Source organism: Martinezella tropici (assembly GCF_008370325.1).
In the GTDB taxonomy this organism is placed as follows: Bacteria; Pseudomonadota; Alphaproteobacteria; order Rhizobiales; family Rhizobiaceae; genus Rhizobium; species Rhizobium tropici_B.
Map to the genome: position 1 here is coordinate 202,411 of NZ_VNIP01000004.1, position 15,535 is coordinate 217,945.

Sequence of the window (15,535 nt, forward strand, 5' to 3'; positions counted from 1 at the left end):
TATATGTAACGCGCAGACGAGTTCAGTATTATTACTGATACATTAAAGTTGCATTAGTGTGTAGATGGTAACGGCATACGTTAGCAGAGTGACGAATATTGATTTGCATTAGAGACGTCACCGTGTTTAGATGATATCTAATACTTGGAGAGAGTGAAATTTATATTTTGGGGCGGCCATTTGAGCATTCGGAATATGCTTGCCGACCGAGGGGACCACAGCATGGCGGGGCAGATTTCGATCGAGCATATCCAGAGCATGGGTGGCATAGCGCGAACCTTTGCCGCCGGTAGCGTGATCTGCGACTACGAGAGCAATGCGCCCCGTCTTCTCTTTCTCTTGGATGGATGGGCAGCGTCCAGCAAGATGCTGCCGAACGGCACGCGCTTCGTGACTGAATTCCTTCTGCGCGGCGATATGATCTCGACGTCGTTGACGGTACTTTCACGCGAGACCGTGCAAGCCATTACCAATGTATCCGTGATGGCCTTTCCGGATTTTGCCTCCATTCCCAAAATCGATACGCCGGCCTTGTTCTATCGCATTGCCATTGCCGAATTGGTGAGACGCCAGGCTCGCATGTCGGAAAGCCTCGCCAACATAGGACGGCGTGATGCGCTGGAGAGGACCGGCTACCTGCTGCTCGAGCTCGGGACACGGATCGGGACCTCGCAAGACGACCCCAATTCGGAATGCTTCGATTGTCCGTTGACCCAATCGGACATCGGAGATGCCGTCGGCTTGTCGACGGTTCATATCAATCGCGTGCTCAGGGATATGCGCGAAGCCGGTCTCCTGTCGTTCCGCAACGGTGTCGTTGCTTTTCTTGACCGCCCACGCCTCATGGATCTCGTCGATTTCGACGAATCTTATTTCGACACAACTATGATTTGAAGAATAGAGCGAATCAAACTCAGACTAAAGTCTGAAAAGAATTCTTTTAGTCAATATTTAAATTTACTATTAACATATGTTAATGCGCGTAAAAACAAAATAAGCAATTACTGCAGTAAGAAAAACCTAAAACAAGGGGAACGATATGAGAAAGAAAGAAAAGTTTCAATTTAGACAAAGTTCTTGCTGTCCGTATGGAGTCAATACTGAGTTGGTTACAAGAAATACAGAGGCCACTTTAAGAGTTGGGGATGCCGGCCATGAATGGACAAATGCTCACAAGTGAAAAATTCACCTCCGATACAGGCGCGCGCGTTATTTCGGTTCGGACGTCCGACACGTTGCGGCCGTTCATCGCATCCGGCACGCCCGGCGTCGACGAATGGGAAGACTACATTCTTCTCGTCGATTCCCGTGCCCTGGATCGCGAATGCCTGTCAAAAGGCCTGAGCGAGTACGACGACGCCATGCATGTCGTCACGGTGGGATCGCTCGACGAATGGCAGATGCGCGATATGCAGGTGCTGCCATCCGCGGTTCTGTTCATGATCGGCGGCCGAAAAGTCTCCGACACCGACGTCAGCGCGAAGATCTGTGCCTTGGTGGAGAGATTCCAGCCAAGCCCTGTGATCGTCGGCGCAGATGGCGACGAGCTTGCACAGCTCCTGCATGCGCTGGAGTGTGGCGCTCGTGGCTATATCCCGACCAGCGTCGGGATAAGGGTTGCCGCGGAAGCCGTTGCTCTTGCTCGTGCAGGCGGCGTCTTCGTGCCGGCAAGCAGCCTGCTTGCGGCCAAGGAAGCGATTACGCCCGTGGCCAGCCGCAATGACTGCCTCGACAGCCTCTTCACGCCGCGTGAAGTCGTGGTCGCGGAAGCGCTGAGGCGAGGAAAGGCGAACAAAATCATCGCCTACGAGATGGATCTTTGCGAAAGCACCGTCAAAGTTCATATCCGCAATATCATGAAGAAGCTGAATGCGACGAACCGAACGGAAGTCGCCTATAAGATCCGGGAACTCGTCCGCTAACACATCCGCTATGTCGGTCACCCGTCGCGGGAGCAATATGATGAGCCCGCCTGATGTATTTCGCAGCTACCAGCCCCGGCAGCGGGGCAGGGCAGGAATCCGAAATATCGGCCGGCAACACATGTGCTGGCCGATCGCGAAAGAGTAATGGCACCCGCCCGGGCGCTGAAAGACAATATCGCGAAACCCCTGACATCCGCCAAGCTTGAACCATCCGGTCCGGATCCGAGCGATCCGGCAAGCCGGCCGCGCAATATGGCCGTCTCGTATTTGGCCCTGATCAGCAGTTGGCGCCAAAAGGGGCGCGAATATCGTCTCAAGCGCCAGCACAACAAGGTTCAAGGACGGACACCAGCGAGATGATTCCGGTGTCGATTGACCAGGGAATTTGAGAGCTTGCTCAGCGCTGGGCGACGCGCAGCGAGGCGATTTCCGCCGGCTTGTCGTCGATGATCGCGCTTACGGTCAGCAGCCCAGGGCGGCGTAGCCTCAATGGTGAAAAGACAAGGCTGGCGCCGACCACGACGTGCATCGGGTCATCGCCCGTTTCGGACCCATCCGTCAGGTTGCTCTGTTCGTCGAGCTGGGCCGACTCCAAGCGTTCCTCGAGAAGCGGCTGTTGGTCTCCCGGGGCAACGCAACGCAGCACGATAGACTGGTAAGGTTGCGTCGCCAAGGTGACCAAATTCACATGCACGCAAAACTTGGCCAGCGAAATGGGAAATTCCGGCAACATCAGCACGCCGCTGTAGACGCCGATGAAGCTCAGCTTTTCGCCGATTTCGGTGCGAATGTCATCGCAAAAGATGCAATATCCGTAACGCATGCGTTTCACTCGTCCCTATCAACAGTGGCGCGGGCGATAATGGTGCGGATCGCCCGCGAAGAGCTCCAGGAGACGACCTCTCTGAAGCTAATGAAATGAACGGCTGCTCGCGTCTCGATCCGCATATCGGCCGGTATCTCGGTGCGTATCTTGGATTGAGCAAGGCCACCGCTTTGCGTCGAACCCGCCGGATCGCGCAGTTCGACATGAATCTCCTTGTCGAGCGCCCAGGCCAGGTCCGCGAGCGAACGAAGCGGAAGCTCTCTTTGCCCGCAAAAATAGCGGTTCAACTCCTGTCGGCTGACGCCCACCAATTCCGCGAGCTGCTGCTGCGTAAAACCTGTTTGGGATCGCCTTTCGATGGCGGCGGCAATGAGATCGCCGCGAACGTTTGCGATGAAGCGACTGGCCGCACGCGCACGCGCGCCTATGTCAAACCGAAATGACATCTTCCGGGTTTACTCCCTCAACGCACAACGCATCACCCACACCAAGCTCGCGGCGCAGTCGGCGCACCTCCAGCCGGTAGCCACGATAAAGATCATGATCCTTCACATGGTCGGCCCAGTCTCCGAAAACCGCTACAAAGCAATCGCGCATGGCAAACCAGCCGAATATGCGCAGATCGACGGTCTTCAATTCCCAAACTGCATTTCGTTCGATCCGGATTGCCCGGAATTGTCTGCAATGAATAAGCGGCTTCCCGGAGACGAACGTATAAAAGAGAAAATCCAGCTGTTCGATCGGGGTGAGGACGGCGCCAAGCGACGATGGCTCGTTCTTGGCGACGCGCTCACTCAACCATTCCGCAAAGCTCGGGGTCGCGAAAAGCAGCCGCTTAGGCAGCTGCCCTTCACCAAGCTGAATCTCAACTTTAACGATTGCTTCGGATGCTACGAGACTGTCAAACGTAGTCATGCCTGTCAACTAATCCATTATAATGTAGCAAGCCTTTCGCCGGACCTCCTTGAGGGTATCATGAATTGCCACGCATTTGGATTGTATTTATTTGCCTTTCCGATGGCGTAGTTCCTTCTAGGCAAAGAAGAGTATAGCGGATGCGCCATGTCGATACATGTTTCATCCGTTACTCATTTTGAGGTATGGCATTTATATTTGATGCTATCCGACGTTGTCGTCCTAATACGAACGGTTCTCTTGTTCGGCTGTCTGCTGCCGGCTTATTAACAAGCTCGAGGGCGGCGAATGACCGCTTGCCCCGTCTTGGACAACAGGGAGGATCATATGAGGACGATTGCAGCTCTCTCCATTTTGCTGGCAAGTACGTCTTTGACTCTTGCCGGCCCCGGTGGCCCGCATGGCGGAAGCCCACCGACACCGGCGGAAAATGAATCGTTTATCGGCCAGGTGGGCGCCTTCAATGGCGCTTTCGTCAGCCAGAACAGCGGCAATAACCAAGCGCTGACATTGCAGAACGGCTTCGGCAATTTCGCGGTCATCAACCAGGATACGGCCAAGTCCAATACGTCCGCTGTCCTGCAGTTTGGTTCCGGCAACTTCGCGATTGCCGACCAGAAGGGCAAAACCAACGACCAGAGCACCCTCCAGGTCGGCACCCTGAATTTTGCCTCGACTCGGCAGCGCGACGGAGCGGAGAATAACTCGACGATCAGCCAGTTCGGCTTTGGCAATTCCGCTTTCGCGGATCAGTCCAAGAGGGACAACTCCCAGGATACGCTGCAGGTCGGTGGCCTGAATTTCGCTTCGACGACCCAGACCGACGGCAAGCCTGGCTCCAATACGTCCAATGTCATGCAGTTCGGTTGGGGCAACGGGGCTATCGTCGGGCAGGACGGCGGCAACAATGATCAGACGACGTTGCAGGTCGGCACGGGGAACTTCGCCGCAACCTCCCAGGGGGGCGTTATCGGAAGCAACGGCAATTCCTCTTCGACAACACAGTTTGGTTGGGGGAACATATCCTTTGCCGATCAGGCGGGCGGCAATAACTCGCAGGACACCTTCCAGGCCGGCGGGCGTAACTTCGCCGTCACGGGTCAATCCTCGTTCTTCGGCGTGAACAAGTCGGCGACGGCGCAGTTCGGCGTCGGCAACACCGCATTGACCTCTCAGATCGCCAACCCGCTGGGCTCCAACGATTCGCTGATCGTGCAGGCCGGCTATCGCAATACGGCGATCGCATCTCAGACCGGCGTGCAGACCGTATTCCCCTACGGAGGCTCCAACCTCCAGGGGACCATTCAGATCGGTACGGGTAACTATGCCGTTACCTCCCAGACCAGCGCGAGTGCACTGACGAACACGTCAGTCACGGCGCAATTCGGCTATCGAAACATGGCCGTTACGGTCCAGCACTGAGTGAGCCCAAGGAGGAGGCGAGAGCAAATGTCCGCCTCCTCCTACACATCGACTGAGCCAGTTCCGTGCGCCGGAATCGATCGTGGGCGATCAGTGTTCACCTTGCTGCTGAAGCCTTTCTTCCTGTTGATCCTGTTGTTCTCACATGCCGTTCCGGCCGCATCGCAGACCGCCGTCGAGTGCTTGATAAAGACGGACAGGAAGGAACAGCTTCTTGTCGTTCAGGCGATCGCGAGATCCGAAGCGGCGGTGTCCGGAAGGTACAGGCTGGTTCTCGTCAAGCACAGCGCCGCCGGCACGAGCCAGAGCATTCAGCAGGGCAGTTTTGATTTGCAGCCCGGTTCGGACGGCCTTCTTGCCACGACGATGGTCGATGCGGCAGACCAGACGGAACTGACTGCAAGGCTATTGATCGAAACCGATCGAGGTACATCACAATGCGGAATACGAGGCGGATTACCAGAATGAAATGCCTGAACGGTTCGAGGCTCGCGCTCGGCGCTGTTGTCGCGTTGATTGCTCTGACGGCCGCGGAATGCCGGGCCGAAACCGCATATGTGGCCCAGATTCCGGCCAATGTGAGGACAAGCATGCCATTCAGCGGCGCGATGCCCCAGCAGCCGCCACAGCAATATCACCACTCGTCGAATTATGCTTCGGCCGGCGTCGCCCGCTTGCCCGAGGCTCCCGTCGCGACGCATGGCAACAACCTGGCGCAGACGCTGGAAATAGGCATGCGCAACAGCGTGTATCATCTTCAGTCTGGAGCCAACAATACTTCAACTGCGGGAATTATCGGGAACTACGGCAATATAAATGTGCTTCAGGCCGGAAATAATCTCAAGTCAAATGTCGTATTGCTGAATGGAGCGGGTTTGAGCGTAAGCGTTCTTCAGCCTGCCGGTTCCGCGCCGGTCAATGTGCTGATCGCGCGTTTTCCGGGCGGTGGTTTGCTTATCAAGCGTTGAGCGGCGCAGCGGCGCTCGGAAACAAGGGAGGGGAATGGCAATGATGATGCGTGTGACTGCAGTTGCAATCGGTTTGGCTGCTATCATGGCGGTGCCGGCTTTGGCGGGACAATTGGTCTATCAGCCGACCAACCCAACTTTTGGCGGCAACCCGTTGAATGGCTCATTCCTGCTATCGACGGCGCAGACGCAAGGCGCTGGCGTCAAGTCCGGTCAACAACAGACGCCGGATCTCTCTGGTCTCAACAATGCGCTGGGCAATCTCGGAAACGTAAATCAAGGTACGGCCTCGACCGGAACGTCTCCGATCATCGTGATTGGAAACGGCCAGGTGCCGGCCAATCCTTAAGCCAATTGATTGCGCAATAATTTCATTTTGTTGGGGGCGATTTATTCGAGCGGCGATGTCACGTATCGGTTTTCCCGTTGCAGCCATTTTGTGCGGATTAGGTTTGGGCGGTTGCGCTGCTGCCGGCAGCAGTCTTGATCCGATGAGTACTCCAGCGACCTTGATGCCCTCGACGAAGACAGGCGTGGCGCTGGAAAGCCTGCCACGGCCCAGGCAAAAGCTCGATGTGGCCGTTTACTCCTTTCCCGATCTGACCGGGCAAAACAAGCCCAATGAGAACTTTGCCGAGTATTCTCGTGCTTTGACGCAAGGCGGTGCGCAACTGTTGACCGACGTTCTGACCAGGGCCGGAAACGGCAACTGGTTCAGCGTCGTCGAGCGCACCGACCTGCAGTCGCTTCTGCAGGAGCGACAGATCATCCAGAATACGCGGGCCGCCGTCTATGGCGCAAAGGCCGGCGGCATACCGCCGCTTCGCTTTGCCGGCGTCCTGCTCGACGGCGGCGTCATAGGCTATGATTCCAATGAAACGACCGGCGGCGTCGGCGCCAACTACCTTGGGATCGGCGGAAACACGCAATACCGCAAGGATATCGTAACCGTATCGCTGCGGGCGGTGAGTGTCAGCACGGGCCGTGTGCTTGCATCCGTGAGCACGACCAAGACCATCTATTCCGTTCAGGTGCAGGGCTCGGCGTTCCGTTTCGTCGGCGTCGATCAGCTGCTCCAGATCGAAGGCGGCGTTACACGAAATGCGCCGACGACGCTCGGGGTCCAGGAAGGAATACAGCTCGCAGTCTATTCGCTGATCTTCGAAGGTGTGAAGAACGGCCTTTGGGAATTCGAGGATGCCGCAGCTGGAGCCGCATTCATGCGGTATCTGGAGCAACATCAAAGAGCCATGACGTACAAGCTCGATGCGAACGGCCGCCCGATCGCGCCGGTCATTGATCCTCCCGTGGTCAGCGCTGCGCAACCGGCCGTCGAGGCTGAATCAAGACCGGCCATGATCAAGGATAAACCGACGAATTCGTGATGGCCGCCGCCGCGTCATTTTTTCCGGCAGAATTCGGATTGAGCGTTATCGGGTCCGCAGGTGGCGGTTCCGCCCTGCGCGTTTCCGCTTTGGCCTGGCTTGGCCGCGGTCTTGGCGGCTGTTCCTTTTTCGAGATTGCCGCTCTTTCGGATGGGAACACGCCCATTGACCTGAGGAATACGGGTTTCCGAAAATCCAGGGCGTCGGATGATGGGCTGGTCCGTGGCAAAGGCATCCACCGAACCGAGGGCGCCCGCAATCAGCATGATGGCTGTGGCCACAATGACTTTATTGGGATTTACCATTTCGATGCTGCTCCTGGATCATGGCTGTGAGCCGAAATTGAGCTATTGGCCTCGGACATGCCGCTCACGAAATTCAACGGGATGCCCGCTTTTCGGTTCCGTATTCACCGGGAAGTCCCTGGCCGGCACCTCGGGCTTTGACCTAGCGCATTTATGCCTTCCTGCCATCGCAATGCCGTCAATGTCCCACAGTGCCCTGCCCCACTGTCGGCAGGCGATTGTCCGCAGGCCCAGGCGCGGATCGCTCCGTGACGCCGCTGCCCACACTGGGAAAGATGCTGTTTGCCAAGAGGGCCGGCGGCCGCGCTCGCGGCTGCTGCTTTGGCCTATGCGAGAGCTTCCGGTTGTCGGCAAGCGGCCGCGGCGCGGGCACGACGGAAGTCTCCGGCAGCTGCTCGACGAAAGCGGGATTCGTTTCCACAGGAGGTGCCTGCTGCAGATAGCTTTCACCAAATACAGCGCTTTCACTCAGTGCCAGCAACACGACCAGAGCGTGGTTTGCAATGATCATTTGCGCCATTCGAATTAATCCTTTGGGGGTATATTAAGATAAGAAATGCAAATTTCCGCGATAAAATTGAATCTATACAACAATTTTACTTTATTGAAATGCAATCTTCCCGCGATTTATTCGACATTATTGTTCATTTATTGTAGGATTGCAAACTAAATTATGGAGGAGCGCATGCGTCAATCTTGGCAGTCAGCTATAGGCTGTATCGCTTTTTTGCTTTTACAGGTCGTCGCGCCCTCGGCATTCGGCGGCGAGAATGCGGCGCCGCCGCAATCCGATCCCCCCAAAGCGGCCGAACCCGACAAGGGCAATCCGGCACCCATTACCCCGGCGCCGTCGACGGGCTCACCGGCGGCTTCGTCCGGCGGCCCGCAGGTCACGGAACAGAAGTTTGACGCGTGGACGCTGCAATGCAGCACGGACAAAGCGCTGAAACCTCCCTGCCAAATCATGTACCGATTGACGTCGCCGGACCAAAAGCAGGTGTTCTTGGTGATCAGCATGGCGCGCTCCGCCGAAAACAAGGTCGGCATGCAGATGGCGCTTCCACTCGGCTTCTCCATCCAGGCCGGGGTCAAGATCGGCTTTGGCGATAAATATTCGACCATGGCAAAGGTGTCGCGCTGCACCAACCAGGGCTGCCTCGTGGAGGGGCTGTGTCCGCCTGGAATGCTCGATGCTTTGTTGAAGGAAAAGTCGGGAAAAGTTTCAATCCGGATGATGCAGGGGAATACGGCGGAGCTACCCATATCTCTTGGCGGTTTCAGCGCGGCGTATCGGGCGATGGAAGCCAATAATGGGTGATGGCATAGGCGATTTGCACCAATCCGTCTAATTGGCCTCTTTGGCGGTCATGCGCTGTCCAGCCTCGTCGAACAGATGGACGGCGTCGTGGACCGGCGCAATCCGCAGCACGTCGCCCGGCGCGGCCCTGATCCGCTCGCGGAAAACGCAAGTGATCGTTTGCGTGCCCAGACGCGTAATGACCATGGTCTCGGATCCCGTCGGTTCGACGACGACGGTTTCCACCTCGATGCCATCGGGGTCGAGCCTGATATCTTCCGGGCGAAGGCCGTAGGTGACGGCGCCGGATGGGCGCCGTTCGCTCGGCAGGAAAAGCCCGTCTGCCGTGCGGAAGCCTTCGCTCGTCATGTTGCCCCTGACGAAATTCATCGAGGGAGAGCCGATGAAGCCCGCGACGAAGAGGTTGTTCGGCCGGTCATAGAGTTCGAGCGGTGATCCCGACTGTTCGATCAGACCGTCCTTCATGACGACGATCTTGTCGGCCATCGTCATCGCTTCGATCTGATCATGGGTGACATAGATAGTGGTGGTTTGCAGCCGCTGGTGCATCTCCTTGATCTCGGATCGCATCTGGACGCGAAGTTTGGCATCGAGGTTGGACAGAGGTTCGTCGAAGAGGAAGACGGCGGGATCGCGAACGATCGCCCGGCCCATCGCAACGCGCTGCCTCTGTCCGCCGGAAAGCTGCTTCGGATACCGCTCGAGAAGATTTTCAAGCCCGAGGATTTTCGCGGCATTGCCGACACGCTGGTCGATTTCCGCCTTCGGCATCCGTTTCAGCCGCAAGGAGAAGCCCATGTTCTTGGCAACCGTCATGTGGGGATAGAGAGCATAATTCTGGAACACCATCGCGATGTCGCGATCCTTCGGTGCGAGATCGTTGACGATATGCTTGCCGATCTGGATATCGCCTGACGTGATCCCCTCCAGGCCGGCGATCATTCTGAGCAGGGTGGATTTACCACAGCCGGAGGGGCCGACGAGCACGACGAACTCACCGTCGCGGATATCGACCGACACGCCCTTTATGGCTTTGAACGCACCATAGTCCTTGCGCGCATTGTTCACTCTCACATGGGCCATTTCGTCTCCTCCCCGGCTGCGGTCAAAGCGTGTCCAAGACGTTTTTGAGATAGGCAAGGCCGAGGCGTTCGCCTTCCTTTCGCTGAGCGAGATCCTTGCCCGGCCAGCCGTAGGCAACATCCTCGTGCTCGATCGAGAGAGTGCCGTCAAAGCCGTTGGCGCGGGCCTGGCGTAGGAAGCGGGGCCAATCGAGAAGGCCATGGCCCGGAAGCTTGTATTGCCACCAGCCCTTGCCGTGGTAGCCGACGGCCTGCTGCACGGCGGCATCGATCGCCGTATCCTTGGCATGAAGGATGGCAATGCGATCCTTGACCGCGTCCATCGCGGTATAGGGATCGACGCCGATGCGGATGAGGTGGGAGGGATCGAATTCGAGACCCAACCGCCGGTCCGGGATCCGTTTAAGGAGCTCTTGCCAGCCTTTTGGCGTGGTCCCGATGAAATTGTCCTTGGGACCCGGCCAGTTCTCGATCGCGAAGACGAGCCCGCTCGACATCGTTTTCGCGATCAGCCGGTTGGCGAAGTCGGCGAAATCATCGTAGTTGGCCTCGTCATCCGCGGTGTCATCGCGGCCTGGGAAGATCACGAAGATCGGCACCCCGGCTTCGCCGATCGCCTGGGCAAATGCCTCGGTGATAGTCCTGAGCTCGCCGCGCTTGTCGCGATCGGCATCGAGCTGGTTGCCGAAATAGATAATGGAGGAAACGAAGAGATTGTGGCTGCGGGCCAGCGCGACGGCCGCCTGGACCTTGTCCGGGGTCTTGATGTGGCCGCGGACATCGATCTCGATCGCATCGAAGCCAGCAGAAGCGGCAAACTCGACGACTTCCTCGAATGGCCTGTCGTTGAACGTCGAGGTATAAAACCCAATCTTCATCAAAACCTCCCTGGAGCCTTGACGGCCAATTCAGTCGTTCATGTTCAGTTGTTCAGGCGATCCATGAATTTGAGTGGTGAACGTGTGCGTTGAACCTGGTCGGCCGATGCGAGCATCAGGGCCGCTGCCATCGGCATCGCCGCTGCACCGATCGCGCAGGCGTCCTCTCCGAGCGAAGCGCGATGGAGCGTGGGAAGCGCAGCGTCTCCGGTATCGAGATGCTCGTGAACGTAACGCAGCAGCTCATCGACCATGCGGATGGGCAACCGGCCGCCAAGGATAATGGCGTCGGGGTCGACGATCATGCCGATGTGCTTTACCGCGACGGCGAGATGCGCGCTCATGGTCTTCAGCCATTGGGACACCAGCTTCCTGCCGCTGGCGTCCAGCGCGAGGAGGTCCTGGGGTACGCTTGCCTCGATGCCATGCTCTCCCAGAAACTTGTAAAGGAAGAAGAGCGAGAATATCTCGCCAAGGAGTTCGACCTTCTGCGCCTTCTTGTCCCTTGGGTTCGCGATCGGAAGCCAGCCGATTTCGCCGCTGAGGCCCATGGCGCCGCGATGACCGTTGCCATCGAGCACGAGCCCGCCGCCGGGGCAGGCATTGACCGAAATGTAGAAGAAGCTGCGGCTTTCGGCGCCGAGCCCATAGTCGAGCTCCGCGAGTGCTGCGGCATTGGTTTCGTTTTCGATGAAGACCGGATGCGGCGTAAGGTTTTCCAGTGCTGCCCTAACGTCGAATTCCATCCACTCGCCGTAGTCGTCAGGCTTGCCCATGAAGGCGATCTCGCCAAGCCAGTCGGGCATGGCAAGGCCGATGCCCGCCAGATGCGCATCGTCGATCAGACGGCTTCGCTGGAAGTGCGATATCGCGTCTGCCGTCAGCTGCATGAACTCGGCGGGCAGGATGTAGCGTTTCTCGTGATGCACGCGGGCGCGTACATTGCCGACCGCATCGACGGCGAGGATCGTCAGATGATCGCGATCGATGTTGATGCCGATGGCGAAGAATGCATCCGGGTTGATCTCAAGTTCGATCGCCGGCTGTCCCCTGAGGCCGTGACGCCGGCGGGCTTCTATGATCAGGCCCTCATCGAGCAGGCGGTCGACGATCCGGGCGATCGCCGGCTTGGTGAAGCCGGTCTGCCTCGCGATCTCGGCCCGCGAGATCGGCGCTTGCCGATGAATGCAGCGCAGAACAACGGCCCTGTTGTACTCGCCCGCATCCCCGACATTGGCGCCCGTCAGGTCGGGAGAGAGTTTGACGCCGGTCGTTTGGTTCATGGTCGGGATCCTCTGTCAGCCATGCCACGCAACCGCCTTAACCCTTCACCGAGCCGCTGGTCATGGAACCAAGGATCAACCGCTGGAGAGATAGGAACGCCACGATCGCCGGTACGACGGAGATGAGGCAGGCGGCCGCCAGCAACTGGATGGACGAGTCGGTTTGCATCCCACGGAAGTTAAAGATTCCGACGCCGATCGGCATCAAATTGTTTTGCGTCAAGAGCAGAAAAGGCACGAGGAACTGCGACCAGCCGGCAATCACGGTGATGATGAAGACGGAGGCTATGCCCGGCGCCGATAGTGGCAGGACGATACGCCAGAAGACAGAAAACCGGTTGCATCCGTCGATCATCGCCGCCTCGTCGAGACTGCGCGGGATACCGTCCACCGTGCTCTTCAGGAGCCATGTCGCAAGCGGCACGCCGAGCGCAATATAGACCATAGTCACGGCGAAATGCGTGTCGAGCAGGCCGAGACGGTTCATGTAGCGGTAGAGCGGCACCATGATGACCAGCGGCGAAATCATTTGGAACAGCAGAAGACCCATCATGGACAGGCCCTTGCCCCGGAACTGGAAGCGGGAGAAGGCATAGGCGGCCGGCAATGCGACGATCAGAACCCCGAAGCCGCTGAGCGTTGCAAGCTTCAGGCCATTCCAGAGATAGAGCGGGAAATAGCTATTGTTGAGAACGGTGACGAAATTGTCGATGGTCGGATTATGCGGGATATAGCGCGCCACGCCACGGTAGATCTCCCGCCGGTCACGCAGTGCCATCGACAGGAGATAGGTGAGCGGGCCGGCGAAGAAGATGAACATCGCCAGCATGAAGAGGTAGCTCAGGAAATCGCCGAAACGTGTGCCGGTGCGCCTGCTCATTTCTCTTCCTCCTTCGGCAGGAACGATGCATAAACAAGCGCCAGTCCGAGGCTTATGATCAGCATCAGCACGGAAAGCACGCTTCCGCCTGATAGGTCGTAGTTACGAAAGACGATGTTGAAGACATAGAGCGATATGACTTCGGTCGCGCGCCCAGGCCCGCCGCCCGTCAGCGTGATGATCGCGTCGAAAGTATTCAACGTCATGATCGTAATCAGGATCATGTTGACGAGAATAGCCGCGCGCAACTGCGGCATGGTGATGAAGAAGAACTGCTGTGAGCCTGTTGCGCCATCGACCTCAGCCGCTTCGTAGAGCGAGGGATCGATCGCCTTGAGAGCGGCGTACATGACCACCATCGAAAAGGCTGTGCCGCGCCAGATGTTCGAAATCAGGGCCGACCAGGGGGCGATTGCCGGATCAGACAGCCAGGCGACGACGGGCAGGTGAATGAGCCGCAAGATGCTGTTCAGCGCACCATAGGGAGCTTCCGAAAACAGCATCTGCCAGATGATGCCTCCGGCAATCCCCGGAACCACCCAGGCAACAAGCGCCGTGGTTCGCAAAATCGTCGTGCCGAACAGGCCGCGCTTTTCTCCACGGACAACGACGACGGCAACCGCAAGGCCGAGGATCTGCTGGCCGATGACGCTGCCGCCGACGAAGACCAGAGTTGCCCATAGGATATCGGGAAGCTGCGGCGAGCTCAGCATGTTGGCGATCGAGCCGAGCGTATAGTCCTGATTGTTGCCGATGAGCGTGGCGTTGGTAAACGACAGTCGGAACACGTCGACCATCGGATAGAGATAGAAGATGCCGATGACGATGATCACGGGCAGCATCCAGGGCAGGGGTGCCCCGGCGAAACGACGCATGAACGATCTGCTGTGCGGCCGGTCGGCAGCCTCGATGGCGATAGGGGTCATGGGCTTCTCTGTCCGGGTTTGACGCTACCGGTGGCGCCCGTTGCAGGCACCACCGCGATCACAATCGTTAGAGACGCTTGTAAGCCTCCATCGTCGCGCTGAAGGCGGCGTCGAGCGCTTGTTCGGGCTGCTTGGTGCCCGACAGGACGTCGCCCATCATGATCTGGATCTGGTTGGAGATTTCCGGATAGATCGGAGCTCCCGGGCGGGCCTGACCGTTGGCGAGTGCTTCGGCAAAGGTCTTGTTGGCGTCGGTCGCGAAGACCTGATACTTGTCGAAAAGAGATTTACGCGTCGGCAGTTGCTGCTGAAGCGCGTTACCCGGTCCCATATAGATGTCGCGGGCAAGATTGGCGCACATCTCGATCTTATCCTTGTCCTTGCTGAACGAGGCGATCGTCCAGCCGCCGGTACCAGTGGAGCGCTGATCGGCCGTCGGGCCGGGGATCGGCGAGAAGGTCCAGTTGGCGAACTCATCCTCGTCCAGCGTGACCTTCAACTGGGCAAGCTGCCAGTTGCCGCCGATGAAGAGTGCCGTGGTTCCCGCGGCCGCGGCCGCATTCAGGTCGTCATAATTGGCAATCGTGGTCACGCGCTTGGGAGCGGCGCCGGAATCGACGAGATCCTTGTAATAGGTCAGGGCCTTAAGGAACTTCTCCTTGTTTTCGGCCTCGCCAAAGACCGGCTTGCCGCTATCGTCGACGAGCTTGCCGCCGAGCGCCCAATAATTCGCGAGCCAGTCGAAGGTAGAGCCCTCGTAGCGGCCGGCGTTGAAGAGGATGCCTTCCATGCCCTCCTTGACGGAGGCGATGCCGGCCTTCTTCAGATCGTCCCAGGTCTGCGGCGCATCCGGGACGATCGACTTGTTGCGGTAGAGGACGCGAAGATCGGTATCCCACCACCAGGCACGGATCGTCTGGTCCTTGTCGGTGATGCCGCTGCGGATGAAGGGAAACAGGTCGGCAACCTCGTCCTTCGAGAAATAGGGAGTGAAGTCGGCCAGTACGTGGTTGACCATGAACTGAGAGAGAACGAAGGAGTCGACGGCGGCGCAGTCCGGAGCGTTGCCGGCCTTTGCCTGCTCGAGCATCTTTGCCTGTTCGGTACCGATATCCGTCGACATGAACTGCATCTGCAGCTTCCAGTCGGGATGCTTCTTGATGAAGTCGATGAACAGCGACTGATAGCCCTTGGCGATCTCCGGATTGGCGTTGTTGGGACTATCGTTCGTCAGCCGGACGGTGAGGGTTTTCGGCGCATCGGCAAGGCCGATCCGATCCTTTGTCGCGATTTCCTGGGCAAATGCGGCAGGCACTGAAAACAACATCGTGCTCAGCGCTAGCGCGCTGACGAACGCTCTCTTCATGATGGGTCTCCTCCCCATTTTAAACGGATACAGCCTGGTGGCCGGTTGACCTCTCC

At 58.0% G+C, this 15,535-nt stretch carries 19 protein-coding genes; 8 read left to right on the forward strand and 11 right to left on the reverse strand.

The window, feature by feature from the left end; all coding sequences use genetic code 11:
- The first annotated feature begins 222 nt into the window (after positions 1 to 222).
- Positions 223 to 894, forward strand: a complete 672-nt coding sequence (locus FP026_RS06670) for a Crp/Fnr family transcriptional regulator (RefSeq protein WP_188112520.1) — start codon at positions 223 to 225, stop codon at positions 892 to 894.
- Between the two features lie 260 nt (positions 895 to 1,154).
- On the forward strand, positions 1,155 to 1,922 hold the full coding sequence (locus FP026_RS06675) for a response regulator transcription factor (protein WP_149633842.1): 768 nt from the start codon (positions 1,155 to 1,157) through the stop codon (positions 1,920 to 1,922).
- Positions 1,923 to 2,322: 400 nt separating this feature from the next.
- On the opposite strand, the gene FP026_RS06680 is transcribed toward FP026_RS06675, so the two are convergent.
- From FP026_RS06680 to FP026_RS06690, 3 genes are read right to left on the reverse strand one after another with little or no spacing between them, the layout of a single operon-like run.
- Entirely contained in the window at positions 2,323 to 2,748 is a 426-nt protein-coding gene (locus FP026_RS06680; protein ID WP_149633843.1) for a DUF6941 family protein, read from the reverse strand.
- Positions 2,749 to 2,753: 5 nt separating this feature from the next.
- Positions 2,754 to 3,197 carry a helix-turn-helix domain-containing protein gene (locus FP026_RS30920; protein WP_149633844.1) on the reverse strand — a complete coding sequence of 148 codons (444 nt, stop codon included), beginning with the start codon at positions 3,195 to 3,197 and terminating at the stop codon, positions 2,754 to 2,756.
- Positions 3,181 to 3,666: a hypothetical protein gene (locus tag FP026_RS06690; RefSeq protein WP_149634105.1), complete on the reverse strand. Its 486-nt coding sequence runs from the start codon at positions 3,664 to 3,666 to the stop codon at positions 3,181 to 3,183. Before FP026_RS06690 ends, FP026_RS30920 begins: the two co-directional genes overlap by 17 nt.
- A gap of 327 nt (positions 3,667 to 3,993) precedes the next feature.
- Here FP026_RS06690 and FP026_RS06695 point away from each other — a divergent pair, with 327 nt between their 5' ends.
- The 5 genes from FP026_RS06695 (at position 3,994) to FP026_RS06715 (ending at position 7,441) form a co-directional block, all read left to right on the forward strand.
- Positions 3,994 to 5,088, forward strand: a complete 1,095-nt coding sequence (locus tag FP026_RS06695; protein ID WP_149633845.1) for a hypothetical protein — start codon at positions 3,994 to 3,996, stop codon at positions 5,086 to 5,088.
- A 27-nt stretch (positions 5,089 to 5,115) separates the two neighbouring features.
- A complete protein-coding gene (csgH, locus tag FP026_RS06700; RefSeq protein WP_149633846.1) occupies positions 5,116 to 5,556 on the forward strand; it encodes a curli-like amyloid fiber formation chaperone CsgH in 441 nt (146 codons plus the stop codon).
- Entirely contained in the window at positions 5,553 to 6,056 is a 504-nt protein-coding gene (locus FP026_RS06705) for a hypothetical protein (protein WP_149633847.1), read from the forward strand. Before csgH ends, FP026_RS06705 begins: the two co-directional genes overlap by 4 nt.
- 40 nt (positions 6,057 to 6,096) lie before the next feature.
- Entirely contained in the window at positions 6,097 to 6,405 is a 309-nt protein-coding gene (locus tag FP026_RS06710) for a curli assembly protein CsgF (protein WP_246665273.1), read from the forward strand.
- 142 nt (positions 6,406 to 6,547) lie between these two features.
- Positions 6,548 to 7,441: a CsgG/HfaB family protein gene (locus FP026_RS06715; protein ID WP_246665274.1), complete on the forward strand. Its 894-nt coding sequence runs from the start codon at positions 6,548 to 6,550 to the stop codon at positions 7,439 to 7,441.
- A 14-nt stretch (positions 7,442 to 7,455) separates the two neighbouring features.
- On the opposite strand, the gene FP026_RS06720 is transcribed toward FP026_RS06715, so the two are convergent.
- Positions 7,456 to 7,746: a hypothetical protein gene (locus FP026_RS06720; RefSeq protein WP_149633849.1), complete on the reverse strand. Its 291-nt coding sequence runs from the start codon at positions 7,744 to 7,746 to the stop codon at positions 7,456 to 7,458.
- Between the two features lie 178 nt (positions 7,747 to 7,924).
- Complete coding sequence (locus FP026_RS06725) at positions 7,925 to 8,266, reverse strand: hypothetical protein (protein WP_149633850.1); 342 nt, start codon at positions 8,264 to 8,266, stop codon at positions 7,925 to 7,927.
- Between the two features lie 165 nt (positions 8,267 to 8,431).
- Here FP026_RS06725 and FP026_RS06730 point away from each other — a divergent pair, with 165 nt between their 5' ends.
- Positions 8,432 to 9,064 (forward strand): invasion associated locus B family protein, encoded by a 633-nt coding sequence (locus FP026_RS06730; RefSeq protein ID WP_188112521.1) that lies wholly within the window; start codon positions 8,432 to 8,434, stop codon positions 9,062 to 9,064.
- Between the two features lie 27 nt (positions 9,065 to 9,091).
- Here the strand turns inward: FP026_RS06730 and FP026_RS06735 are convergent, their stop codons facing one another.
- The 6 genes from FP026_RS06735 to FP026_RS06760 form a co-directional block, all read right to left on the reverse strand.
- Positions 9,092 to 10,147 (reverse strand): ABC transporter ATP-binding protein, encoded by a 1,056-nt coding sequence (locus tag FP026_RS06735; RefSeq protein WP_149633852.1) that lies wholly within the window; start codon positions 10,145 to 10,147, stop codon positions 9,092 to 9,094.
- Between the two features lie 22 nt (positions 10,148 to 10,169).
- On the reverse strand, positions 10,170 to 11,024 hold the full coding sequence (locus FP026_RS06740; RefSeq protein ID WP_149633853.1) for a sugar phosphate isomerase/epimerase family protein: 855 nt from the start codon (positions 11,022 to 11,024) through the stop codon (positions 10,170 to 10,172).
- Positions 11,025 to 11,068: 44 nt separating this feature from the next.
- The gene (locus FP026_RS06745) at positions 11,069 to 12,307 is read right to left on the reverse strand and encodes an ROK family transcriptional regulator (protein ID WP_149633854.1); all 1,239 of its coding nucleotides are present in this window, start codon (positions 12,305 to 12,307) and stop codon (positions 11,069 to 11,071) included.
- A gap of 37 nt (positions 12,308 to 12,344) precedes the next feature.
- Positions 12,345 to 13,187 (reverse strand): carbohydrate ABC transporter permease, encoded by an 843-nt coding sequence (locus tag FP026_RS06750; RefSeq protein WP_149633855.1) that lies wholly within the window; start codon positions 13,185 to 13,187, stop codon positions 12,345 to 12,347.
- Positions 13,184 to 14,113 (reverse strand): carbohydrate ABC transporter permease, encoded by a 930-nt coding sequence (locus tag FP026_RS06755; RefSeq protein ID WP_149633856.1) that lies wholly within the window; start codon positions 14,111 to 14,113, stop codon positions 13,184 to 13,186. The genes FP026_RS06750 and FP026_RS06755 overlap by 4 nt, the downstream gene beginning before the upstream one ends.
- Before the next feature lie 67 nt (positions 14,114 to 14,180).
- Complete coding sequence (locus tag FP026_RS06760; RefSeq protein WP_149633857.1) at positions 14,181 to 15,479, reverse strand: extracellular solute-binding protein; 1,299 nt, start codon at positions 15,477 to 15,479, stop codon at positions 14,181 to 14,183.
- Positions 15,480 to 15,535 lie beyond the last annotated feature (56 nt).